Annotated in this window: 14 protein-coding genes; 1 reads left to right on the forward strand and 13 read right to left on the reverse strand. The window is 36.1% G+C overall.

The genetic code is table 11. The features are described from left to right. The first annotated feature begins 4 nt into the window (after positions 1-4). Positions 5-1,669, forward strand: coding sequence for an asparagine synthase B (gene asnB / locus D1094_RS04625; protein ID WP_118958926.1), 1,665 nt, complete (start codon positions 5-7; stop codon positions 1,667-1,669). Between the two features lie 113 nt (positions 1,670-1,782). On the opposite strand, the gene D1094_RS04630 is transcribed toward asnB, so the two are convergent. The 13 genes from D1094_RS04630 to D1094_RS04690 form a co-directional block, all read right to left on the reverse strand. After that, positions 1,783-2,634 carry a transporter substrate-binding domain-containing protein gene (locus D1094_RS04630; RefSeq protein ID WP_118958927.1) on the reverse strand — a complete coding sequence of 284 codons (852 nt, stop codon included), beginning with the start codon at positions 2,632-2,634 and terminating at the stop codon, positions 1,783-1,785. A 172-nt stretch (positions 2,635-2,806) separates the two neighbouring features. Further along, positions 2,807-3,817: a quinone-dependent dihydroorotate dehydrogenase gene (gene pyrD, locus D1094_RS04635; RefSeq protein ID WP_118958928.1), complete on the reverse strand. Its 1,011-nt coding sequence runs from the start codon at positions 3,815-3,817 to the stop codon at positions 2,807-2,809. A 123-nt stretch (positions 3,818-3,940) separates the two neighbouring features. Next, on the reverse strand, positions 3,941-8,806 hold the full coding sequence (locus D1094_RS04640; protein WP_118958929.1) for an NAD-glutamate dehydrogenase: 4,866 nt from the start codon (positions 8,804-8,806) through the stop codon (positions 3,941-3,943). A 393-nt stretch (positions 8,807-9,199) separates the two neighbouring features. Continuing rightward, positions 9,200-11,557, reverse strand: coding sequence for an RND family transporter (locus D1094_RS04645; RefSeq protein ID WP_118958930.1), 2,358 nt, complete (start codon positions 11,555-11,557; stop codon positions 9,200-9,202). A gap of 67 nt (positions 11,558-11,624) precedes the next feature. After that, complete coding sequence (locus D1094_RS04650; RefSeq protein WP_118958931.1) at positions 11,625-12,644, reverse strand: YCF48-related protein; 1,020 nt, start codon at positions 12,642-12,644, stop codon at positions 11,625-11,627. A 102-nt stretch (positions 12,645-12,746) separates the two neighbouring features. After that, a complete protein-coding gene (locus D1094_RS04655; RefSeq protein ID WP_118959117.1) occupies positions 12,747-14,108 on the reverse strand; it encodes a DUF1329 domain-containing protein in 1,362 nt (453 codons plus the stop codon). Between the two features lie 26 nt (positions 14,109-14,134). Then, a complete protein-coding gene (locus D1094_RS04660) occupies positions 14,135-16,219 on the reverse strand; it encodes a DUF1302 domain-containing protein (RefSeq protein ID WP_118958932.1) in 2,085 nt (694 codons plus the stop codon). A gap of 424 nt (positions 16,220-16,643) precedes the next feature. Then, complete coding sequence (locus tag D1094_RS04665) at positions 16,644-16,895, reverse strand: DUF2835 domain-containing protein (protein WP_259337818.1); 252 nt, start codon at positions 16,893-16,895, stop codon at positions 16,644-16,646. 23 nt (positions 16,896-16,918) lie between these two features. Then, entirely contained in the window at positions 16,919-19,528 is a 2,610-nt protein-coding gene (gene pepN / locus D1094_RS04670; protein ID WP_118958933.1) for an aminopeptidase N, read from the reverse strand. 92 nt (positions 19,529-19,620) lie between these two features. Then, positions 19,621-21,078 (reverse strand): Na+/H+ antiporter NhaC, encoded by a 1,458-nt coding sequence (gene nhaC, locus D1094_RS04675; RefSeq protein WP_118958934.1) that lies wholly within the window; start codon positions 21,076-21,078, stop codon positions 19,621-19,623. 142 nt (positions 21,079-21,220) lie between these two features. Next, on the reverse strand, positions 21,221-23,266 hold the full coding sequence (gene prc / locus D1094_RS04680) for a carboxy terminal-processing peptidase (RefSeq protein ID WP_118958935.1): 2,046 nt from the start codon (positions 23,264-23,266) through the stop codon (positions 21,221-21,223). Between the two features lie 48 nt (positions 23,267-23,314). After that, positions 23,315-23,986 carry an RNA chaperone ProQ gene (gene proQ / locus D1094_RS04685; protein ID WP_118958936.1) on the reverse strand — a complete coding sequence of 224 codons (672 nt, stop codon included), beginning with the start codon at positions 23,984-23,986 and terminating at the stop codon, positions 23,315-23,317. A 66-nt stretch (positions 23,987-24,052) separates the two neighbouring features. Continuing rightward, positions 24,053-24,337 carry a hypothetical protein gene (locus D1094_RS04690; protein WP_118958937.1) on the reverse strand — a complete coding sequence of 95 codons (285 nt, stop codon included), beginning with the start codon at positions 24,335-24,337 and terminating at the stop codon, positions 24,053-24,055. Positions 24,338-24,340 lie beyond the last annotated feature (3 nt).

A 24,340-nucleotide genomic window follows, 5' to 3' on the forward strand; every position in this document is an offset into this window, starting at 1 on the left:
TTCAATGTGTTCGATCTTTGGTATATTAGACATAAAAACTAGTGCTGATGCACTTCGCCCTAAAGCATTAGAATGTTCTCGCTTATTACGTCATCGTGGACCTGATTGGTCAGGTATTTACAATAATGATAGTGCTATTTTAGTTCACGAACGTTTATCTATTGTTGATACTGAGCATGGTGCTCAACCACTATACAATGATGATAAAACCCATGTACTCGCAGTTAATGGTGAAATATACAACCATAAAACACTCGCAGAAAAACTTTCTGTAGATTACTCCTTTAAAACAGGGTCTGACTGTGAAGTCATTCTTCCCTTATACCAAGAGCATGGTGTTGAGTTCGTCGATAAGTTACAAGGTATGTTCGCCTTTTGCTTATATAATGCAAATGATAACAGTTACTTAATTGCACGAGATCATATTGGAATAATTCCTCTATATACTGGCTATGATGCTGATGGTAACTTTTATGTTGCCTCAGAAATGAAAGCTTTAATGCCTATTTGTAAAACGGTAGAAGAATTTCCTCCAGGCCATATTTTAGATAGCCGTGTCGGTAAAATTGAAAAGTATTATAAACGTAACTGGCAACAATACAGTGCAATTAAAGATAACACGACAAGTAAAGACAAATTAAGAGAAGCACTAGAAGAATCGGTTAAAAGTCACTTAATGACAGATGTACCTTATGGCGTACTTTTGTCTGGTGGTTTAGATTCTTCTTTAATTTCTGCAATTACGCAAAAGTTTGCCGCACGAAGAATAGAAGATAACGATTTAGCCGAAGCATGGTGGCCAAAAGTACATTCATTTGCCTGTGGTCTAGAAGGCTCTCCAGATTTAATCGCTGCACAAACTGTTGCTGATAGTATTGGTACAATTCATCATAGCGTAATTTTTACCGAGCAAGAAGGTATAGATGCGTTACGTGAAGTAATTTACCACCTTGAAACATACGATGTAACTACGATCAGAGCCTCTACCCCTATGTACCTAATGGCTAGAAAAATTAAAGCCATGGGTATAAAAATGGTACTGTCAGGGGAAGGTGCAGATGAAATATTTGGCGGTTACTTGTATTTTCATAAAGCACCGAATGCACAAGAGTTTCATGAAGAATTGAATAGAAAACTGGATAGATTACACAAGTTTGATTGTTTACGAGCTAACAAATCTATGTCTGCTTGGGGAATTGAAGCTCGCGTTCCATTTTTAGATAAAAACTTTATGGATGTTGCAATGCGCATTAACCCTGAAGATAAAATGTGTGGCAATGGCAAAATGGAAAAAGCTATTCTACGTGAATCTTTTGAAGGTTACTTACCAAAAGAAATCTTATGGCGTCAAAAGGAACAATTCTCAGACGGTGTAGGATATTCTTGGATAGACGGATTAAAAGATTACGTTGAATCACAGGTAACCGATCAACAATTAGCCAGTGCAAGTTTTAAGTTTCCTGTTAATACTCCTGACAGCAAAGAAGCGTATTTCTATCGTTGTATTTTTGAGGAAAAATTCCCACTAGCTACGGCTGCTGATTGCGTCATTGGCGGAAAGTCTGTTGCTTGTAGTACACAAGAAGCATTAGCTTGGGATGAAAGCTTTAAAGATAATGCCGATCCATCTGGCCGTGCTGTACTTAGCGTTCACAATGAAAGCTACTAGATTAGTATTTAACTGATTAACTCTGCTTTAAAGCAATAATATAATCAATGCTCTTTTGTTAATAAAAGCCAAATCTTAGTGATTTGGCTTTTTTGCTACTGCACTGTAATTTATTAATAATTTGTAGAGAAAACTTGATTAAAATAATAGTTAAATATGATGAGATCACTTTTATTTAAATGATTAACATGAGCAAGATAAAAACCTTTTTGTTGATAAACACCTGTTAATACTTGATTAATATTATCTATAAACTGTTTTCCGATAGCTGACTTATTACATGCTAAATAACCTATAACATACTTTTCACTGTCGGTAACACTTACTGAGTAAAGAGGCAACGGTTTAGAGCGTTTCTTTGACATTAACGCAACTTCAGCTGGGTACTCTATAATATAGTCAACCCTTTCCTTAGCCAACATATCAAAAGCAGCCTCAGCATAGCTTTGTTTAGAAAGTACATAGATAAAGCGTTTATCAACTTGAGTTATTTGTTGATCAAGCAAATCACTATATGAGCGTCCCTTACTCACTAACAACCATTTATTTTCTCTCTCAGTTAATAGGTCAGTAATCGACGTTAATTCACCATTAATGTTTAAATACTTTTGGGCTAGCTTTTTCTTTGAATAGACGCGTAACCCCAAATACAAGTTAAGAGGTAAACTAAATAAATTATTCTTAAGTCTTTCTTTTGTCTTTAACCTATTCGCTATACAGTAATTTTCACCTGACTTCATTAGCTTTTCGATTCGAGCTAATGGGGTATATTCAAGCTCTATTTTATAATTATTTATTTGAGTTAATAATAAGTTATTAGTGTCTGAATCAATGTTATCAGCATTAGCTTGACGGAAGTTTTTCACATAGTTTTCACTATCAGACAGCCAAATAATGGTTTGTCTATCATCAGCAAAACTGTTAACAGTGAACAATACAAGTAAGAAAAATAGTAATTGTAGCAAACCTGCACCCTAAAACTTTAATGGTCAAAAGCAATCAAGTATTTATAACGCCAAGTGCTAACACTTGACTTTATAAGTATAGATAGGATTTACTAATTTTCTTAATAGATCAAAAATTACTCTTTGATAGGTATATTTTTATCTACAACTATCACATGTTGATATTTAGAGGTTATAAACCGTCAACAATGTCTTTAACAAGCTCCGGCCCCTGGTAAATAAAGCCTGTGTATACTTGAACTAAACTAGCTCCTGCTGCTAATTTTTCATTCGCATCATCACTTGATGCTATACCACCAACACCAATGATGGGTAATTTATTATCCAATGCTTTTGCTAGTAATTTGATGACGGCAGTGCTTTTATCTTTTACGGGTGCTCCACTTAAACCACCTTGTTCATTACCATGCTCTAATCCTTCAACACCCTCTCTTGATAATGTTGTATTAGTCGCTATTACACCATCAATTTCATTTGATATTAATGAATCAGCAATTGAGTTTACTTCTTCTTCATTTAAGTCAGGGGCAATTTTTACAGCAAGTGGAACATATTTATCAAACTTTTCACTCAAAACTTTTTGTTCTGCCTTCAACGCCGATAAAAGCTCATCTAATGCTTCACCATATTGTAAAGAGCGCAAACCAGGTGTGTTAGGAGAGGATATATTTACCGTGATATACGTCGCAAAATCATACACTTTTCTCATACAATGAATATAATCATCTTTTGCATTCTCTTCAGGTGTCGCTTTATTTTTACCTATATTTATTCCTAAAACGCCATTAAATTTTGCGGCACGAACTTGATCGACTAAATAATCAACACCTTTATTATTAAACCCCATTCGGTTAATAACAGCATTAGCTTGAGGCAGTCTAAAAATACGCGGTTTGTCATTACCCGGTTGTGGTTTAGGTGTGACAGTTCCCACTTCTACGAAACCAAAGCCCATTGCTGCAAACGCATCAATACACTCACCATTTTTATCTAGCCCAGCAGCTAAACCAACAGGATTAGGAAAATTAATTCCCATGACATTAATAGGCTTATCTTTTACCGACTGCTTATATAAAAAATTAAAAGGAGATGCGCCCGTTCCTTTTAAACTCTTTATAGTAAATTCATGAATTCTCTCTGGATCAAACTGAAAAAATACTTTTCGTATTACTGAATAGAACATAGAGCCTCTAATGATTGACGTTTATTGAATAATATAAAAGGGTAAAAATAGAAAATCCCCGCTAGGCGAGGATTTTATCAGTTAAGGCAAGTATTACAACTTCCCTTATAATTTAACGTTAAATTATTTTACTGTAACAGGACTACAATTTAAGCTCAGTAACATTAACTCTCGAAGTGCAACAGAGAATTTTGCAAAGTCATGTGTTTGTCCCACTTTAAAGTCAGACAAAATATGCTTCCAACGATCTAGCGGTTGTTTATTTGTTACAATCCATTCATCTAATAAGGTTTCAAGATCGGCAACTTTAGCATCACATTTACAGCTTAGTACTACAGACGTTAATGAACGTTGTTGCCAATCAAGCTCTTCTCTAAATGAGGCTCTAGCCAATGCTTGCCAGTGATTTGCAACAGGCTGATTAGTAATTTGATTTAAGAACCAATGCAATTCAAGACGTACACCTAACTTGAAGTAAAGGTGTGCGACCTGTTCAATAGTTTTACCGTCATCATTTGCAACTTCAGCAATATCCATTGCCGAGAACAAAGTACTTAACTGTGAAACTCGAATAGCAATGGTTTTTGGTACACCTGCTTGAATTAGATCATCAGAAATTCTTTCAAGCTCTTTGATCTCTTCAGGAATCATAAAGTCAGCAAGTTTAGAAGATAAAAGCTTAAACGTTGGCTGATAAAGCGCAATAGATTGCTCAATTGATAATGCCTTGTTTCTATGACGTAAGAACCAACGAGTCACTCGTCTAATAGTTCTACGGTATTGAAACAACATTTCTGTTTGAATAGCTGTTGAAATCTGATTATCTAAACTAGCAATCTTTTGCCAAAATAAAGGCAATTCAAAAACTTCGCTCGCAATAGTATAACAGTTAGCAATTTCAGCAACGCTAGCACCTGTTTCTTCTTGCATTCTGTTAACAAAGTTAAAGCCCATATCGTTGCCAATTTTATTCGCAAGTTTGGTCGCGATAATTTCAGCTCGTAAAGGGTGCTGTTGCATTTCAGCTTGGTATGTTTCTCGTAATTGAGCTGGGAAGGCTTCAATGAGAAGTCTATTATGATAAGGATTATCTATAATTTCTTCATGAACTAAATCTTCCTTCAGTACCATTTTACTATACGCAAGTAACACTGATAATTCAGGACGAGTTAAGCCTTTATTTTCAGACAAGCGTTCTGCAATTTCTTCATCATCAGGAATAAATTCTAGGCTACGATCAAGTTTACCCGTTCTTTCTAATTCATGAATAAAACGCACTTGTTCTTTCAGTTGACTAACACTGCGAACGGCTGTGATTGAAAGAGAGTGTGTTTGACGATAACAATCTTCAATAACAATATCACCCACTTCGTCAGTCATATCATATAAAACTTTATTACGCTGTTTAACAGTAAGATCACCATTTTGTACAAGTGTGTTTAATAAAATTTTAATGTTAACTTCATTATCTGAACAATCTACACCACCTGCATTATCAACGGCGTCGGTGTTAATTCTGCCACCTTTTGCTCCATACTCAATACGACCTAATTGTGTTAGACCAAGGTTACCACCCTCACCTACAATTTTAGCTTTTAAATCTTTTCCGTTAATTCGTAAGCCATCGTTTGCACGATCGCCCACTTCTAGATGTGTTTCTTTACTACCCTTAACATAAGTTCCAATACCACCATTCCAAAGTAAATCAACTTTCATCGTTAAGATTGCTTGAATAAGATCATTAGGTGCCATGCTTTGCTTTTGCGTACCAATCATTTTCTTTATTTCAGGCGTTAATTTAATTGACTTAACATGGCGACTAAAAATACCACCACCTTTAGAAATTAGCTCAGTATTATAATCTTCCCAGGTACAGCCAGCTAAATTAAATAAACGTTCACGTTCTGGGTAAGAGGTTTTAGCAACAGGATTAGGGTCTATAAAAATATGCATATGGTTAAAGGCAGCTTGTAATCTAATATGCTTAGATAACAACATACCATTACCAAATACATCACCGGCCATATCACCAATAGCAATACAGGTAAAATCTGTAGTTTGACAATCAATATCCATCTCTCTGAAATGACGTTTTACTGATTCCCACGCACCTTTCGCCGTGATACCCATCGCTTTATGATCGTAGCCCACGCTACCACCAGAGGCAAAGGCGTCGCCTAGCCAGAAGTCATACTCTTCTGAGATGCTATTAGCAATATCAGAAAACGTTGCAGTACCTTTATCAGCAGCAACAACTAAGTAGGCATCATCTTCATCCAATCGAACTACATCTTTTGGTGGAACAATTTCACCTGCAATGATGTTATCTGTAATATCAAGAAGCGCTCTAATAAACGTACGGTAACACTCTTTACCCGCTTCAAAAATTTCATTTCTTGAACCGCCTTCTGGTAGCTGTTTACAGACAAAACCACCTTTTGCTCCAACAGGCACAATCACTGTATTTTTAACTTGTTGTGCTTTTACCAAACCAAGCACTTCTGTTCTGAAATCTTCACGTCTATCTGACCAACGTAAACCACCACGTGCAACTTTTCCTCCACGTAAATGGACACCTTCTACTTGTGGTGAATAAACGAATATTTCAAATTTAGGTACAGGCAGAGGTATCTCACTGATTTGTTCAGGGACAATCTTAAATGAGATGTAAGACTTCTGGTTATTATGGTCATCTAATTGGTAGTAATTTGTTCTGATTGTTGCTTCTATCATTTCAACAAAACGACGAATAATGCGATCGTCATCTAAATTAGCAACATTATCTAAAGAACTTTCAATTTCGTTTAAAACTTTATCAATAGCCTTTTCTTTTGAAGATTTCGTTGATTTACTATGCGGGTCGAAACGTAAACCAAACAAGTTAATTAGTAACTCGGCAATATTAGGGTATCTTGAGAATGTATCTTCGATATAATTTTGACTGAAACGACCGCCAATTTGACGTTCATATTTAGCAAATGCACGTAATATAGAAACAGCTCTACCTTCAAGCCCTGCACCAAGTATTAAACGGTTAAAGCCATCATCTTCTAGGTCGCCACGCCAAACTTTGGCAAATGCATCTTGAAATAGTGAACGTACCTTATATAAATCAAAGTTACTCTCACCGGTAAGATACATTGAAAAATCAAGGATCCAGCTTGTTTCACCAGGTGTTTTAATCGCATATGGGCTTTCACCGATTACGCGCAAACCGAAGTTTTCTAACATTGGAAGAACATCACTTAAGTGAATAGGTTCCCCCTTATGAAATAGCTTTAATTTAACAAAGCGACTATCTGGCTTTTCTTCAAGTGGCTGATAGAAAAGCATTTCTAAATTGTTATCTGCTGTTAAACTTTCTAGTTTTTCAATATCAACAATAGCGGAGCCAGGTAAAACTTCATCTTTGTAAGCTTGTGGAAAGCTTGAATATTTTCTACTTAATGCTTTAGCATCTGCTTCACCTAGATTTGAAGCAAGTGCCGTTACCAGTTTGTCATCCCAGTTTCTTGCGGCTTCATTTAAATTCTTTTCTATTTCTTTCACATTTATATCTGCTTTAGTAGAGTTTACTTTGACAATGTAATGAGTTCTTGCGTGAACAGACTCAGAGAAGAAAGTAGTAAACTCAACTTCTTCTTTGCTGTTAAAAACTTCTTTCAATAACTTTTGCGTTTCAACACGCAACTTAGTGTTATAGCGCTCTCTTGGCACATAAACCATACAAGAGTAGAATCGATCGAAGGCGTCTCGCCTTACAAAAAGACCTGTGTAATCACGTTCTTGCATCTGTAAGATGCCCGTAACATTTTTTAATAGTTCTTCAACAGAGCTTTGTAGTATTTCATCTCTAGGATAAGTTTCTAAAATATTGATTAACGCTTTGTAAGCATGAGTTCCTTTAGCAAAACCAGAAGAATCACAAACATCAATAACTTTAGATTTAATCAACGGAAGGTTTAAAGCACTATTCGTGTAATAAGCAGACCCGAATAAGCCAATAAAGCGTTCCTCACCAATAACGTTACCTTTATCATCAAAACGCTTAATGCCAATGTAATCAAGTTGTGCTGGACGGTGAACTCGTGAACGAGAATTTGTTTTGGTTAAAATCAGATGATTACTTCCTAATGCCACTTCTCTACCAGTTTCACTTAATGTTGAAACAAGTCTAGACTTCTTACCATTAGAGTTTTTCATAAGCCCTAAGCTAGAATCTAAGTTAGCTTCCAAAGAAATATCACCTTTAACCGCTTTCACGTCATAAGAGCGATAGCCCATTAATGTAAAATGGTTTTCAGCAATCCATGATAGGAAATCTAATGTATCTTCTTTTGCTTTTTTTGAACCAGGCAATTTGGCTTTCTTTACATCGGCTACAACGTCGTTTAATCGTTTAAGCATTGGTTGCCAATCGTCAACGGTCAATTGTATATCTTCAACTACTGATAACAATTCAGCTTTAATCGCATCAAGTTCGTCTTGGTTAGATTGACGATCAACTTCGATAAAGAAGATAGTTTCCTCAGATGTTGCTTTTATTTTGTTATCAACAATAGAGGCTAACTCAGCAATTTCAAGATCTTTGGTTCGAGCAACTTTTATTGGCGAATTAAGCATCAAGTGAGCCGGGATTCCAAGTCGATTTAATGCAATGCGAATAGAATCAACAAGAAATGGCATATCTTTTACAATGATTTCAATGATGGTATGGCTAGATTTCCAACCGTTTTTACTAACAGAAGGATTAAATACATGTATGACGGGCTCTTCATCCTTATGTTCGTTCAAAGAACTCCATAAACTTAAGGTTGCACCATACATATCACTGTCATTTCTGTGCGATAAATCAAGTGATGAAATATTACCGTAAAGTAAATTAGCAAACTGCTCTACTAATGAAGCACTATTTTTTGGAACTTTTTGATGAATTAACTGTGATACGTTTTTTAATATCACTGAGGGTGAACCGTTTACTAACGCCATGCCGTTTTCCTTTTGCCTTAAAGTTTTAAAAAGAAAGCTTGAATAATTAAATTAAACATCTTGCGCTCTGAAATACATAAAAACACAAGATTTATATTATTTTTTTATATCTGTCTATCAGAATAGACTATGGAATGGATTTTATGAATAAATCTAAGCTTTTGCGAGTCTTTTTTTCTATAAAACTCACGCAAAACTACGCGATTTAGGAAAGAAATGACCTGTTTATTTTACAGCAATCTATGTTTATGCATTATTGCTAAATAGAAACTGGTTAATCAGTAGTTATCATGTTTATTTATGCACAAATAAAACATGTTTCATGAATAAAAAAAAGTTTGTTTAATATCAAATTAAACAAACTTTTTTTCGAAAAATAACTTATTGGTTAATTTATATACCTGTTTTGCCAGCGATTTGCACTTTTTTAGTCTGGTCTTTTTCTTCTGGCTTGTTCGGCCAGAAAAATGCACCCAGAGCGGGTAGAACAATTATGGCGGCTAACATATTAACTAAAAACATGAAGGTTAATAAAATGCCCATATCCATTTGGAACTTCAAATCTGAGAAATACCAAGTCGAAACACCAATAGCTAATGTTAACCCTGTAATAAGAACGGCACTTCCTCTCTCTTTTAAGGCAGCAAGATAAGCATCTTGTACTTTGGCGCCTTCATTTAACTTAGTACTCATCGTTGAAAGAATATAAATACCATAATCAACACCAATACCAACCCCAAGTGCGATAACAGGTAACGTAGACACCGTTAAGCCAATATCTAATGCAGTCATTAGCCATTGTGCGAGTGTAGATACGACATATAAAGGTAATATAACAACCGCTGTTGCTCTTATGCTTCTAAAACTGATAAGACATAGTAAAATGACGGCACTATAAACATATATCATCATAGGTACTTGAGCTTCTGATACTGCTTCATTCGTTGCAGCCATCACCCCAACAGGACCAGAAGCTAGTTTAAACTGAACTTGCTCACTTTCTAACTCGCTTGATGCCGCTTCTACTGCACTTATCACCGCATTGATAGTTTCTGCTTTATGATCTTCAAGGAACAAAATGACTGGCATGACACTACAGTCGCTATTTAATAACCCACTTGAAGAAGGCACACGAGCAATAGATTGTACTAATGTTTGTTGATTTCGAGGGATAACACGCCATTTAGGATTACCTTCGTTATATCCGGCATTAACAATTTTAGAGATAGAAGCCAAACTGACAGCTGATTGAACACCTGCAACATTCTCCATACGCCATTGAAAATTATCTATAGTCGACATGATGTCATAATAAGTACAGGCTTCAGGTGTGGTTTCTATGATCACAGACATATAATCAACACTGATTGCATAGCGATCTGTTATTAAAAATGTATCGGTATTGTATCGCGATGTCTCGTGCAGTGAAGGCGCACCAGCATGTAGTTCACCTATTTTTAGATCCTGACCTTTGTAAAATCCAACTATATAGAGCGCAGCCGTAATGGTTAAAATGACAATTGCTGGTCCTTTGGTGGCAAAGCTCGAAAGAACAACCCAAACGGAGCTTTCTTCTTTTAGTTGCCCTACTGTTGCACTTTGTTTTATTGACATATACGACAATAATACGGGTAACAATATTAAATTAGTGAGTATTATCATCGCTACCCCCAAGGAAGCTGTTATTGCAAGCTCTCTGATAATACCGATATCGATAGACAGAAGAGTTAAGAAACCGACAGTGTCAGATAATAATGCGATTCCGCCTGGTATTAATAATGCTCTGAAACTTGCTTGTGCTGCAGCTGCACAGGACATGCCTAAACCAACTTTTTTAACCACAGAGTTTATCATTTGTACGCCATGACTGACTCCAATAGCAAACACTAAAAATGGAACCAAAATAGACATGGGGTCTAGTCCAAAACCAAGTGTTGATAACATCCCCATTTGCCAAACTACAGCAATTAATGAGCAAAAAATTGGTAGCATGGTTAAACGCACTGAGTGACAAAAGATATAAACCATCACAGCAGTAATTGCGATAGCTATTGCGAAGAATAGAACAACCCCTTTAGCGCCTTGAGCAACATCACCAACCATTTTTGCAAAACCAATAATATGAACTGTTATATTATTCTGCTCATAGTTTTTTCTCACTTCATTTTCTAGTTGCTCAGCAATTTTCAGTGTATCTAATTTTTCACCTGTTTCAGGGTTAATGTCTAATAACGCAGCTTTAACCATTGCACAGCTATAATCGTCAGCAACAATTCCGCCAACAATACCTGCTTTTTCGATATTTCCTTTTACAATAGCTAAACCTTCAGGTGTTGCCTGAAAGTCAGCAGGTATAACAGGGCCACCCGCGAATCCATCTTCAACAACTTCAACAAAACGGGTACTCGGCGAAAACAATGATTTAACTTGAATTCTATCTACGCCAGGGATAAAGAATAATTTATCGTGCACCCCCTTTAATGCAGTAAAGAATTCAGGATTAAAGATATCCCCTTCACTATCACACACCGATATTAAAATATTATTTGCCCCACCGAAGTTCGCTCGATGTTTTAAATAGGTTTTCATGTAACTGTGTTCTAACGGGATGTTTTTAGTAAACGAGGCATCAAGTTTTATTTGGCTTGCTTGGAATAACAAGAATGCACTTGTTAAAAAGAAAAGTACCAACACAAAAAGTCGATGACGAAAGAGACCCACTTCTATGCGGTTAGCTAGGGAGATTTTCATAGTATTTATTATTCCACACTAATTTTTAACAATAACAACAACGAATAAGTAATTTACAACTAATTTATTACTTTAAAGAGATATGCTTAATGCCTACATCAGAAACCACAATTAATTGTTCTTGAAATAAAACACCCGCAATTAAAGCTTTACCATCTTTTTGAGCGTGTAATTTATAGGTAACACCATCATCATTACTTTCTAAAAGCACACCATTATTTCCAAGTATGATAACGCGATCATCATTTGAAATAATTATTTCGTTTAAAAGTGCAGTAGTGTTTGTATTTACCTCAGACCACGTACTGCCATTTTTAATCCCTCTAAAAACATGTCCTCTAAGACCTGCAACGATTAAGTTGCCTGATTTTGTTCGAGCTAAACTAAAAAAAGAGCCTTGGTAAATGTCATCAAATTTCTGCCATGTCATACCAAAGTCATTACTTTTTGCTAACATGCCTATTTCACCTAGAAGAAATAACGTACGACCATCTTTAACAAGTTTATTAAAATGAGGCAGTATAAACGCAATTTCATCAAGGTATGCTTCCTCGTCTTCACGTTTAAGATCTGCTAAGTAATCAATATCATCGGCTAACAAAAACTCTTGATGAAACTCACTTTGCCATGTTTTACCACCGTTAGAGGTTCTAAAAGTTTGACCATATGCACCAACGGCAATGCCATCTTTTGTATTATTAAATACAATATCAAATAAAGGTTTTTCTAATTCTGGGGCATAATGTTGGATTGCCCATGATTCACCACCATCTTTAGAATGCAATATAGTTGCATCATGACCAACAGCCCAACCTAATTCTGTCGTATGAAAATAAACACTGGTGAGTGTCGATTGAACGGGAACTTCAGCTTGTCGCCATTTTTTGCCATCTTTGGAAAGTAGAATGTGACCATACTCCCCTACAGCGACGAGTTTTTTTTGTCCTACTTGAGTGATATCTAATAATAAAGACTTATCAGCTAAAGGTGCTTGAATTGAAGGGGTAGGAATTTCATTTTGAAAACTATAGCTATTGATACTATAACTACAAACAAAAAAAGCTACAGTGATTATTAAAAAACGCATAATAGAAAGCACTCAACTAAAACAAAATTGTTTATAAAATTTATATACATTAACAGGTTGAAACAAAAACGGCTGACATAGTCAGCCGTTTCACTAGATGACTTATCTACGACCTTCTCGTCTTAATGCAGACGGTGTAAAGTCTTTGTCTTTTAACTCTACAGAGAAGTCATACATTTTAGCTTCGTTATCTAACCCAATGGCCAAATAACGACGTGATTGAATGTCATGATATACCTCAAGTGTAGACCACTGTGTTGGAACTTCGTAATAGTTTAATCCATGAGCTACACCGACACGGTATAATTCATCACGGTTATCATAAATATCTGTTATAGCAACTTGCCAACTATCTTCATCGATAAAGAAAACACGTTTTTTATACGTATGGCGAGTATTTTCTTTCAACGTTGCTTCAACAACCCATACTCTATGCTTCTCGTAACGAACTAGTTCAGGATTAATATGACCCGCTTTTAAAATATCACTGTACTTAACTTGATTGCTATGTAAACGGTAATCGTTGTAAGGAATTAACAACTCTTGCTTACCTTTAAGCTCCCAGTTATAACGGTTTGGAGCACCGTTATACATATCAAAGTCATCGGTAGTACGTAACCCATCTGACGCTGTACCAGGTGCATCATAAGCAACATTTGGTGCACGACGAACACGACGTTGTCCTGTATTATAAGTCCATGCCTGACGAGGAACTTTAATCTGATCCATTGTTTCATGAACTAATAATGCAGTGCCAGCTAGACGCGCTGGCTCAGTGACTTTTTGTTTAAACTTAAATAAGATATTAGACTTCTCAAGTTCTTCTGGTGAAGCGCCTTTTGTCCCGTAAGGCAACATTAAGGTTTCGTTAAAGCCAATATAGGTAAAGCTGCCTGAAGCTGTGGGTGCTGCTTGGCCACCTTGACGCTCAACCTGCTCTCCGCGATATCGTAAAGTATGGTTCCAAATAGCTTGTAATCCATTCTCTGGAATTGGGAAAGGTACACCAACAGCAGCTTGTTTAATACCGTTACCGTTTTCAATTAACTCAGCACGCGTCGCATTATCTTTTACTGCTTTGTAAACATGTTCAGGAAAAGATGCGCTTCGTCTAGTTTGATAAACATTCATTTTAAACGTTTCAGGATAGGTTTCGAATAACTTGACTTGCCCAGGAGTCAATAAATCTTTGTATTCTGCCATGTTACTTGATGTAACAGTGTATTTAACTTTATCATCAGCAAAAGGGTCTATATGATGATCTCCTGGCGTATAACCCGCAGGTAACTCCGTTATACCACCTGTCCACTCTGGGATAGAACCATCTTTATTCGCTGCACGTTCTGCCCCCATTGGCGTAAGCTCTTTATCAAGTTTAGCCGCTTGTTCTGGAGATGTTTTTGCTAGAACGTTACCTGATAAGGCAATTGATACTGCCAAAGATATTAGAGGTAATTTTTTCATAGTTGTTTTCATTATTAGCGCCTTTCTTAAATAGAGTACTTAATACTGAAAGATACATAGTCGCGATCTTCCATCTTATTCGTAGTGCCTACACCACCAAAGAAACTGTTGTATGTAAAATCTGCCGACCATTTACTTTGATAATCAAAACTAATACCTGCTGCAACTGATTTTCGATCTTCAATAAACATAAATAGTGGATCAGGCGTTACCCCTTTTACATCATGTGAAAATACAATACGAGGGTTCATGTTTACACCTGCGAACAAGTTATTGTATTCAAACTTAGCAACAGCTTTATAGCCCCAAGCAAACTCTGTCGGGAATGGGTTTGTCTCAATGCCGTTTTGAACGGCTTGTTCAACTTCCCATGCATGGCGACCATCAATATATATTTCACCGCTTCGAGCGGTACCTGGTCCGTTTAAGCGCAATTCACTTTGAGCAGGAATATCATTAATATTGATACCACCAATTTCCACTAAACCAACAAATTGGTTAGCACCAAGGGTTGGACCAAATAAATGTGTTAATGTTAATTGCGCTTGTAGTGTATCAGAAAGAATAAAACCATCTGGTGTTGCGCCTGGTCCGAAAGGGTTACCATTAGCATCTTTAAACTGAGACAAACCATCTAAACTGGCATATTTAGGATTGCCTGTATTAGCTAATTGCTGTGGCATTGCAGCAAATAATAACTCAACATCGTCAATTTGAAGTGGTTCATCCTTTCTAAAGCTAACTTCACCAGCAACAGATGTTGTACCTACATTGGAGTTAAAACTTAATGCATACATTTGAATATCTTCAGGATAAGCAAGTTTTACTTGAGAAAATGCAGAAAGATTATCAGAGTAATTTTCTTCCGTAATTTCAGTTTGCCCCATATAAGCCAAATCCGTACCAATAGAAGCAGCAGTAAAATCAGCCATTTTACCTGAGAATAACGGTCTGCGACTATGATAATTTACATAGTAAAAACTAAATTCAGTATCGTTTAATTCAGGAACATATAGCGCTAGTCTTAAACCATACTGACCACCATCATCTGGTCTTAATTCTGCTTTAGCACCCGGTGCTCTTAATGTTACTTTTGTCGGGTATGCTAAGTAAGCTTGTGACGCTGCTGCTAAATCACCAGCTCTAACCATGTCGCCTATTTGATTTAAACCCATTAATAAATAATCTAAATCAATATCAGGGTTTCCTGTAAAACCAAGCTGAACATTATTTGCATGACCACCGTCACCAGCAAAGTCATTTGTTGAAAAATAACTGCCTGGTGGTGGTAAAATTGATTGCTCCCAACTGTATTGATAGAAAGCTTCAATGTTTAGGTTCTCTGAAATACCTAAAGATCCCCAAACAGCACCGAAAGGAATAAATGCTTCTTTTAACTCTGAGCCAGGAGCTCTTAATCGCGCTATATCTACAGGGTTAATTTCACTTATACCGTGTGAGATTAAGGTACTTTCACCCCAACTGATTACTTGGTTACCTACACGAATAGAAAAAGGCATATCACCAATATCAAAATCACCATAAGCGTAGGCGTCTAATAACCTAACATCTTTACAGACTTGTTCACGAGCTTTCTTATCATCACAAGGGTCGCTCGTTTCGCCTGTCAACTGATTTGTCCATGCACGATCATTATTCATCATAGCAAAATCGTAATAATACATACCACGAACGAACACACCGACATTACCATAATTTATATCAAGCTCATGGCTACCTTTAATTAATTGAGAGAAACTTTCTCCTGCATCAAAGTTTAAGCCACCATTATCACCATTATTAGAGTAGCTACCTGCACCTTGCCAAATAGTATCGCTTGCTGGGTAAGGGTTCATTACGGGGTGATATTGACTGAAGTCAAAACCATTGTTTAGGTTATTTGACTTACCTACATTAGCATCCCAATTTCTGTCTTCAGTTCTTATACTTGTACCAAGACTAAATGTTGAGTCAAAACTAATTTGTACATCACCGAGTTCAAATCTGGCAGCCTGAGCAGGATTAGCTGCTAATAAGGTCATCGAAAGTGCCGCCGCGATACCAGCAGCTAAAGGTTTTTTGCTAAAGCTGTTGCGAGGGTTGTGTTTCATTTATTCTCTCCCCTGTCATAACTTACTGCGAAGTAATACTGTCAATAATCGCAATAAATCACATTCTTATTATTGAGTTAATGTCATGATTTTATTGATTGTGCTCTTTTTATTCTTTTTGACCACTTTATGAGCATAGCTCATTAATTCAAGGTGGATTAAACAATAATTGCATCATTTTAGCTTCGGGGCAAGAGCAAAAATTTAATGTAAAGGGACTGTATTTAAATGACTTTTGGATATACAAAGTGAAGTTTTAAAATCACGTTTAAAACTAGCGTTTAAAACTTCTTGTAACAGGTCGGAGATGTTTACTTATAAGTTCCTGATATAACACTTATTTAACAAATATAACGAGTAATTAAGCAGGCCAACATGGTCTGACCACTGTTTAAAGCAAATACTCTAAGCAGGTGATAAATTTTTACATATTTATTTTTTTTAATGATAAAAATTTATTATTTTGTGTTTCAAGACAAAACCGACCATAAACGCCGTTACTTGCGAGAAACTTTCGTAAATGCATCGCGGGAAATTGCACACGCTCTCCCTGATCGCTTAATACGACAATACTTGATGCTTTACCTTCATAATAAGGCATAAACTCTTTAACAGACAAAGAAAGATAGAAGTAATATTTCATTGCTAAAACCGATAAAAAATGGGCCTTCAACATATAATTAAAGACCCTGATATTTATTATTTTAATGCTGCATCTAATTTTTCTTTTAGATCATTAGATAAATTAGTAAGACGATGAAGTTTAACTAATTGCGCTTTCATTAAGCTTTGATGACTCGCTTCAAAACTCTTATATTGTATTAGTGGTGTTATTAATCGTGAAGCGACTTGAGGGTTTATTGTATTTAATTTAGCAATTTGCTCAGCTAAAAATTCATAACCACGCCCCGATAAACAATGGAAATATTTGGGGTTATTCATCGCAAATGCACCAATTAATGACCGTGCCCTGTTAGGATTTTTTAATGTAAACAACGGATGCTCCAACAAACCTTGTAAATGTTCGAATATATTTTCTGACTCAATGGTGGCATTGATAGCAAACCACTTATCCATTACCAGCGTTGTATCTTGCCATTTATTCTCAAAGTGATTTAGCTGCTTTATTAATGCTGGAGAGTTGGTTTTAGCTGCACAAGTCAAAGCTGCTAAACTGTCTGTCATGTTTTCATACTCAGCCAAACCGTTATTCGCTTGCTCATATTGTTTTTCAGATAATGTTTTAGTCTTTGACAACAAAGATAAATATTCAAGGCACACATTTTTTAAAGATCGAGTGCCTACATTATTTGTCTGCTTACTTGATTCTTTACAAAGTTGATAAACTGACAATAAATGCTCTTGTGTCCCTTGTGCTATAAATTCAGCTAAGGTTTTAATTGCACTAACTAAACGTTGAGGAGACACGTTGTCTATAAGACCTGCAACTTCATCAAAGCTGGGTAATTTTAATTGCTCAGCAATAAAGGCATGTTCACTATTACTTGTTAATAAATGATTAATGCTTGTTATTAATGCTTGTGGTAATGCAAATTGCTCATCATTGGTTAACTGTTTCACATAAGAAATCAACAATTGCTGTCCTGCATCCCAACGACAAAAACTATTACGCGCATGATTAATGATGCTATATAAACAGAGTTCATCTTGAGCAAAATCTAATTTTACTGGTGCTGAGAAGTCTGCTAATAGTGCAGTAATTGGTTTACTTTCTACATTTTTGAACTCAAAGGTTTGTTCAACCTCAGTTAACTCAATCATATGGTCGGTACTGATCGTGTCATTCTTTTCGTTAACGGTTAATAACTCTAATTTTATCGGAATATGCAGTGGTTGAGGTGCTGGTTGTGATTTGGTTACCGGCGAACTTTGCTTTAACGTTAAATGGTAAGAGTTTGTAGAAGCGTCATATAACTCATTGACTTTGATTGTTGGCGTACCATATTGGCTGTACCATAATTTGAATTGTGATAAATCTTTACCACTTGCAGAACTCATCGCGTTGATGAAGTCATCACAAGTTACCGCCATGCCATCATAAAGCTTAAAGTATAAATCCATACCTTTTCTAAAGTTAGCTGCCCCAACTAAGGTATGAAGCATTCTAATCACCTCAGCACCTTTTTCATATACCGTTAAAGTGTAAAAATTATTCATTTCGAGTACTTTAGTTGGTCTGATTGGGTGTGCCATTGGGCCAGCATCTTCAGCAAATTGTTGAGCTCGCAATAACCTCACATTCTGAATACGAGTAACAGCACTTGAATGCATATCTGCACTAAATTGCTGATCACGAAATACCGTCAACCCTTCTTTCAAGCTTAATTGAAACCAATCTCGACAAGTTACGCGGTTACCTGTCCAATTATGAAAATACTCATGAGCGATTACCGCTTCGATATTGAAATAATCACTATCGGTAGCACATTCAGAATCGGCTAAAACATACTTAGAGTTGAATACGTTTAAGCCCTTATTTTCCATAGCTCCCATATTAAAGAAATCGACAGCGACAATCATATAAATATCAAGATCATATTCAAGACCGTACACTTCTTCATCCCATGCCATCGACTTTTTCAAAGACGTCATGGCATGTTCCGCTTTATGTAAATTACCTTGATCAACAAAGATCTCAAGCGTTACATTTCGACCAGATACGGTAACAAAGTGATCGGTAAGTAAGTCAAAGTTACCCGCAACTAATGCAAATAAATAACATGGTTTAGGAAAAGGGTCATACCAAGTAACAAAATGCTTACCATGCTCTAAATCGCCTGAATCAATTTTATTACCATTTGCGAGTAAATAAGGGTACTCATCTTTATTAGCGATGACTTTTGTCGTAAATGTCGCCATAACATCAGGTCTGTCTAAATAATAAGTAATACGTCTAAAGCCCTCAGCTTCACATTGTGTACAAAAAGCATCTCCTGATTTAAACAACCCTTCTAATGCTGTATTTTCTTCAGGGTTTACTTCCGTAATTATCACTAAAGAAAACTCATCACTTAATGAATCAAACAACTTAGCAGGTAAAATCAGATGTGTTTCACTTAATTCATATTGTGCTGTTGTCAATACTGTATTTTCTAATGTTACAGAAACTAACTTCAAATGCTCGCCATTTAGTATGAGTTCGCATGAAGATTTATTTATTTTATTCACTGTTAGTTCGCTGATTACTTCGGTCTTTTTATCTTCTAACGAAACGGTTAAATTTACATTAGACAAAGTAAAGTCTGATGGTGAGTAATCAGATAAAAAACGAGGAGATGATTCAGTCATGTTGAAACCTTTAAAAGTCATAAAATAAAATGCCTGCAAAGCAGGCATTAAAATACATCGCTATTCTAAACAATAGTATAAATAGTTAATAATTACGCAGTAGCTTTTTTAGCCAGGGTTTTAATGTTAAAACCTATAAAACCGTATATTACAGCCAAAATTGGGTTAATCCAGTTAAAGAAACAATAAAAGATGTAATCAAGTGGGTTCACTAGTAGAACACCTGACATATAAACAGCACAAGTATTCCAAGGAACTAGTGGCGAAGTAATTGTTCCTGCATCTTCTAAAGTACGGCTTAATACTAGTGGGTCTAAGCCTCGAGCTTTATATTCTTCTTTATACATTCTACCTGGCATTACAATAGATATGTATTGATCTGCTGTTATAACATTTGTTCCAATACAGGTTGCAACAGTACTTGCAATTAAACTACCTGTTGATTTTGCTGCTGACAAAATAGCATCAACAAACTTTTTCAACATACCTAAATACTCTAAAACGGCACCAAAGCTCAATGCACACATAATTAACCAAACAGTATTTAACATGCCTGACATGCCACCACCACTTAGTAAATCGTTTAATTCAGCATTGCCCGTTTCTATAACCACACCGTCAAAAAAAGCAGTCCAAATAACTAAGATATTAGCCGTTAAATTATCACTACCCGCTTCAGCTAACCGTAATATCAAGTCTTGCTGAAATAAAACGGCCCAAAGAGCTCCCACTAGCGCGCCAATGGCTACCGCAGGAAATGCGGGTACTTTTTTAATTGCCAACGCTAATAATATAACTAATGGCGTTAAGTTTAATATTGAAATATCAAACTGCTCAGCTAATTGCTGACTCAGTTGATCTATGGCAAGGGTATTAACTTCAGAGGTACCATTAAAACCAAGAAAAATAAACAGCACAAGTGCGGTAATTATTGAAGGCGCTGTTGTCCAAAGCATATATTTAATGTGCGCAAACAACTCGCTACCTGCAATCGCAGGTGCAAGGTTAGTGGTTTCAGATAAAGGTGATATTTTATCGCCAAAATACGCACCTGAAATTACCGCACCTGCAGTGATTTCTGGTTCTAAACCTAAGCCTTGCGCAATGCCAATCAAAGCGACACCAATGGTCGCAGCCGTTGTCCATGAACTACCGATACTCATTGAAACTACACCACACATAATACAAGCAGCGGCATAAAACCAAGAAGGATTAAGGATTTTTAAACCATAATAAATCATGGTCGGTACTGTGCCTGATAAAAGCCAAGTACCAATTAAGGAACCTACCGCAAAAAGAATTAATACTGCACCTAGCGATAGTGAAATACCATTAACTATCGCTTTCTCCATATCAGACCATTTATGACCATTTTTTAGACCAATTATAATCGCTATGCCCATTGATATGAGTAAAGCAATTTGATTAGGTCCGTATGAAGAATTGTCAGCAAAGAATGTTACGGCAAGAGCTAACAAGCCGACAAGACAAATGACAGGAATTGATGCATCTAACATCGAAGGAGACTTAGTTTGTGTTAACTCTGACATGTGGGTAGTAAACCTTTTATCGTTATTATTATTTAAAAGTGCTTCTATTCACTAGATAATTATATAAAAATTGTAGATAAAAATATAAAGTGAATAAAATAATAAAGCCGCCTCTGTGGGCGGCTTTTAATGTTATTGATTGTTACTTTTTAGCAACTTTTCCAAGAGAGATCAAATCAAAGGTTATTCGTGCCGTCTCATCTAAAAACGGGTCAAGATCATCTAGCTCTTCGCCTAAATCATCTAAATCTTCCACCTTCTCTTTACCTAAATTAACTAGTCGTTCATTAACTCTGGCTAATCGTTTAGCCTTATTTGTTTCTCTTTTTGTTTTACGCTCAGCTAAATTTAAGGAAACGCTTTTGTTATCTTTTTCTTCTTTATAGATTGCAATATCTTCAAGTAAATAATTAAACTCTTTATTTTCTTTAATTCTTTGCTGATACAATGATGTTAAATAATCAATATCGGTAGAGATATCATTTAACGGTGTATATTGTGCCTTTTTGATTTGGTCCCAAGGTAACGCGTTTTCTTCTTTACTTTCGCCCCAGTCTTCAGGGTCAACAGCACTTGGGAAGGCAATATCAGGTAATACACCACGATGCTGCGTACTACCGCCATTAATTCGATAGAACTTCGCAATAGTGTATTGAATACTACCTAAAGGTTTTTCATATAAATCATATACTCGGCCTAAACCACGGTGTTGCTGAACGGTACCTTTACCAAAAGTATGTTCACCAACAATAACTCCTCGCCCATAGTCTTGAATCGCAGCTGAGAAAATTTCAGAAGCTGATGCACTGTATCGATCTACCATGACTGTTAATGGTCCATCATAATAACTAATGCCATCTTTATCACGATTTACCTGTACTCTATTTGCTCCGTCACGAATTTGTACAACCGGCCCTTTATCAATAAATAACCCTGTTAATAAAGTGGCTTCAGTTAATGAACCACCACCATTACCACGTAGGTCTACAATAATGCCTTGTACATCCTGCTCTTTAAGTTTGGCGATTTCATTTTTTACATCGCGAGAAAGATTGTTATAAAAGCTAGGTATGGTTATTACACCAAGTTTTTTAGAATTAGCTTGCTCAGGGTTTTCTTGATATACCTCAGATTTGGCTGCCCTATCTTCAAGCTTAATAATATCTCTTATAATAGATACAATTTTAATATTGGCGGCATCATCAGATTCACCTGATAAAACTTGTAATCGAACAGTAGTGCCTTTAGGGCCTTTTATTAGTTCAACCACATCATCTAAACGCCAACCAATAACATCCTCAAAGTCATCTTCACCTTGAGCAACACCAACAATCCGATCTTTTGCTTTTAATTGGTTAGACTTATCAGCAGGACCACCCGTAACAACTCTGTGTATTACTGTGTAATCCTCTATTGCGCGAAGCTCTGCACCGATACCTTCAAGGGATAAGTTCATATCAACTTGAAAGCGTTCGGCATTGCGAGGAGATAGATAAGATGTGTGCGGTTCAACTACACGAGCAAAGCTGTTCATAACAATTTGAAAAGCATCTTCACTTTCACTTTGCTTTAAACGTTTAATAGCATAGCTGTAACGCTTTGTTAGCACTTCTTTTATTTTGTCCCATTTTTTACCCGTCAGGGTCAAATTAAGCGCATCAGACTTAACCTTTAAACGCCATAATTCATCAAGTTCAGCTTCAGTTTTAGCCCAAGGAGCATCTTCTCTATCAAAAAGATAAACTTCATCTTTGGTAAAATCAAATGGCTCATCTAAAAGGCTAATAGCATACTCATAACGCTCTAAACGGCGTTGCAAATTGACATTAAAAATATCGTATGCCGCATCGAGCTTTCCTCGTGCTATTACCTTATCAAAATCTTTACGGTATTTAGAAAACGCTTCGACATCAGAAGCTAAAAAAACATTGCGTGCATAATCAAGTTGTCTGATATAACGGTCAAACACCTCTGCTGATAACTCATCACTTATTTTAACTTTCTTATAATGTGCTCTAGTAAACCTTGCCGATATTCGTTTACTTGCTGTTGCGTGTTGACTTTCTGGGCTCAACACAGGCAATTCTTCAGGTACAGATTTTTTCTCAAATGCCAATGTATCAACACTGGTAAATGAAAAGCTAATTGATAATGAAACAGCAAGTGCGATACGACAAAATTTTTGCATGCATTAACTCCAAAATGGGAACATAATAAACCGTAATTAAATTGCTTATTATAAAAATATATTTTTCAATTGAGTCTTGATTACCATACCAGAGTCAAGCTGTACACTAATGTCATTACCTGAAATTTCAGATATAGTGGCATTCATTGGAGAGTTACCCAATTGAACTCTTACTTTGTTACCAACTTTAATTGTAGTCGCTTCTACTGGTTTTAATGGTGCAGACTCAGCTTTAGTGCTTGAATTTTTAGCCGACTTAACTTGTTTAAACTTATTCGACTTATTAGATTCTCGCTTTGAACCCTCAGGCTTATTGCCTTTAGTATTCTTAGCACCTTCTTTAGCTTTATACGACTTTTGCTGTTCTTTGTCTGTCGTTTTTTTGTTACCAAATTTTTCTTGGCTTTCTTTTAAGGTTTTACTGGCATAGTTTGCTTGTTCTTCATCTATCTCAGCAATTTCTTTTCCATCAGCATCAACACGAAAAGCACCAAGCTTAACAGACTTTAAATAACGCCAGCTGCTTGTGTAGTGTCTTAATGCCTGGCGTAAACGAGTTTTACTAACGGTTTCATCGCCTTCTAATCGTTCTGCTAAGTCTTGGAATATACCAACTTTCAAAGGTTTTACGGGACCTTTAATTGAGAAACATTCAGGGAATTTCTCGGTAAGATAAGCAATGATTTCTTTTGTACTTGTACGTTTAAGTTCAGTTTCCATAAATACAACTTTTAAAGTTCTGTTAATGTTCTTGTTAAAAAATATCTTCGGTTTAGCCTTTAATGACTATTCTTGTTGAAGATGTTGTTCTCTGTTGTCGAGCACATGTCGACACCAATCATATATATCGTCAGTTTCTATTTCAGCTAATGCTTCTTGACCAATCCATGTGTCCCATACTAATGCAAGTAATCCTTCAAGTACTTCAGTTTCAATATCTTCTTCAGCGAGATCATAAATAGTGTGATAAATCTCATTAATTCGTTCTGCTACAACTTCTTCTTGGCCGTCCCAATCGCCTACAATGGCTTCAGTGACCAAATAATCGTATATTACTACAAACTCTTTCATTAA

This window comes from Colwellia sp. RSH04, assembly GCF_003545765.1.
In the GTDB taxonomy this organism is placed as follows: domain Bacteria; phylum Pseudomonadota; class Gammaproteobacteria; order Enterobacterales; family Alteromonadaceae; genus Colwellia.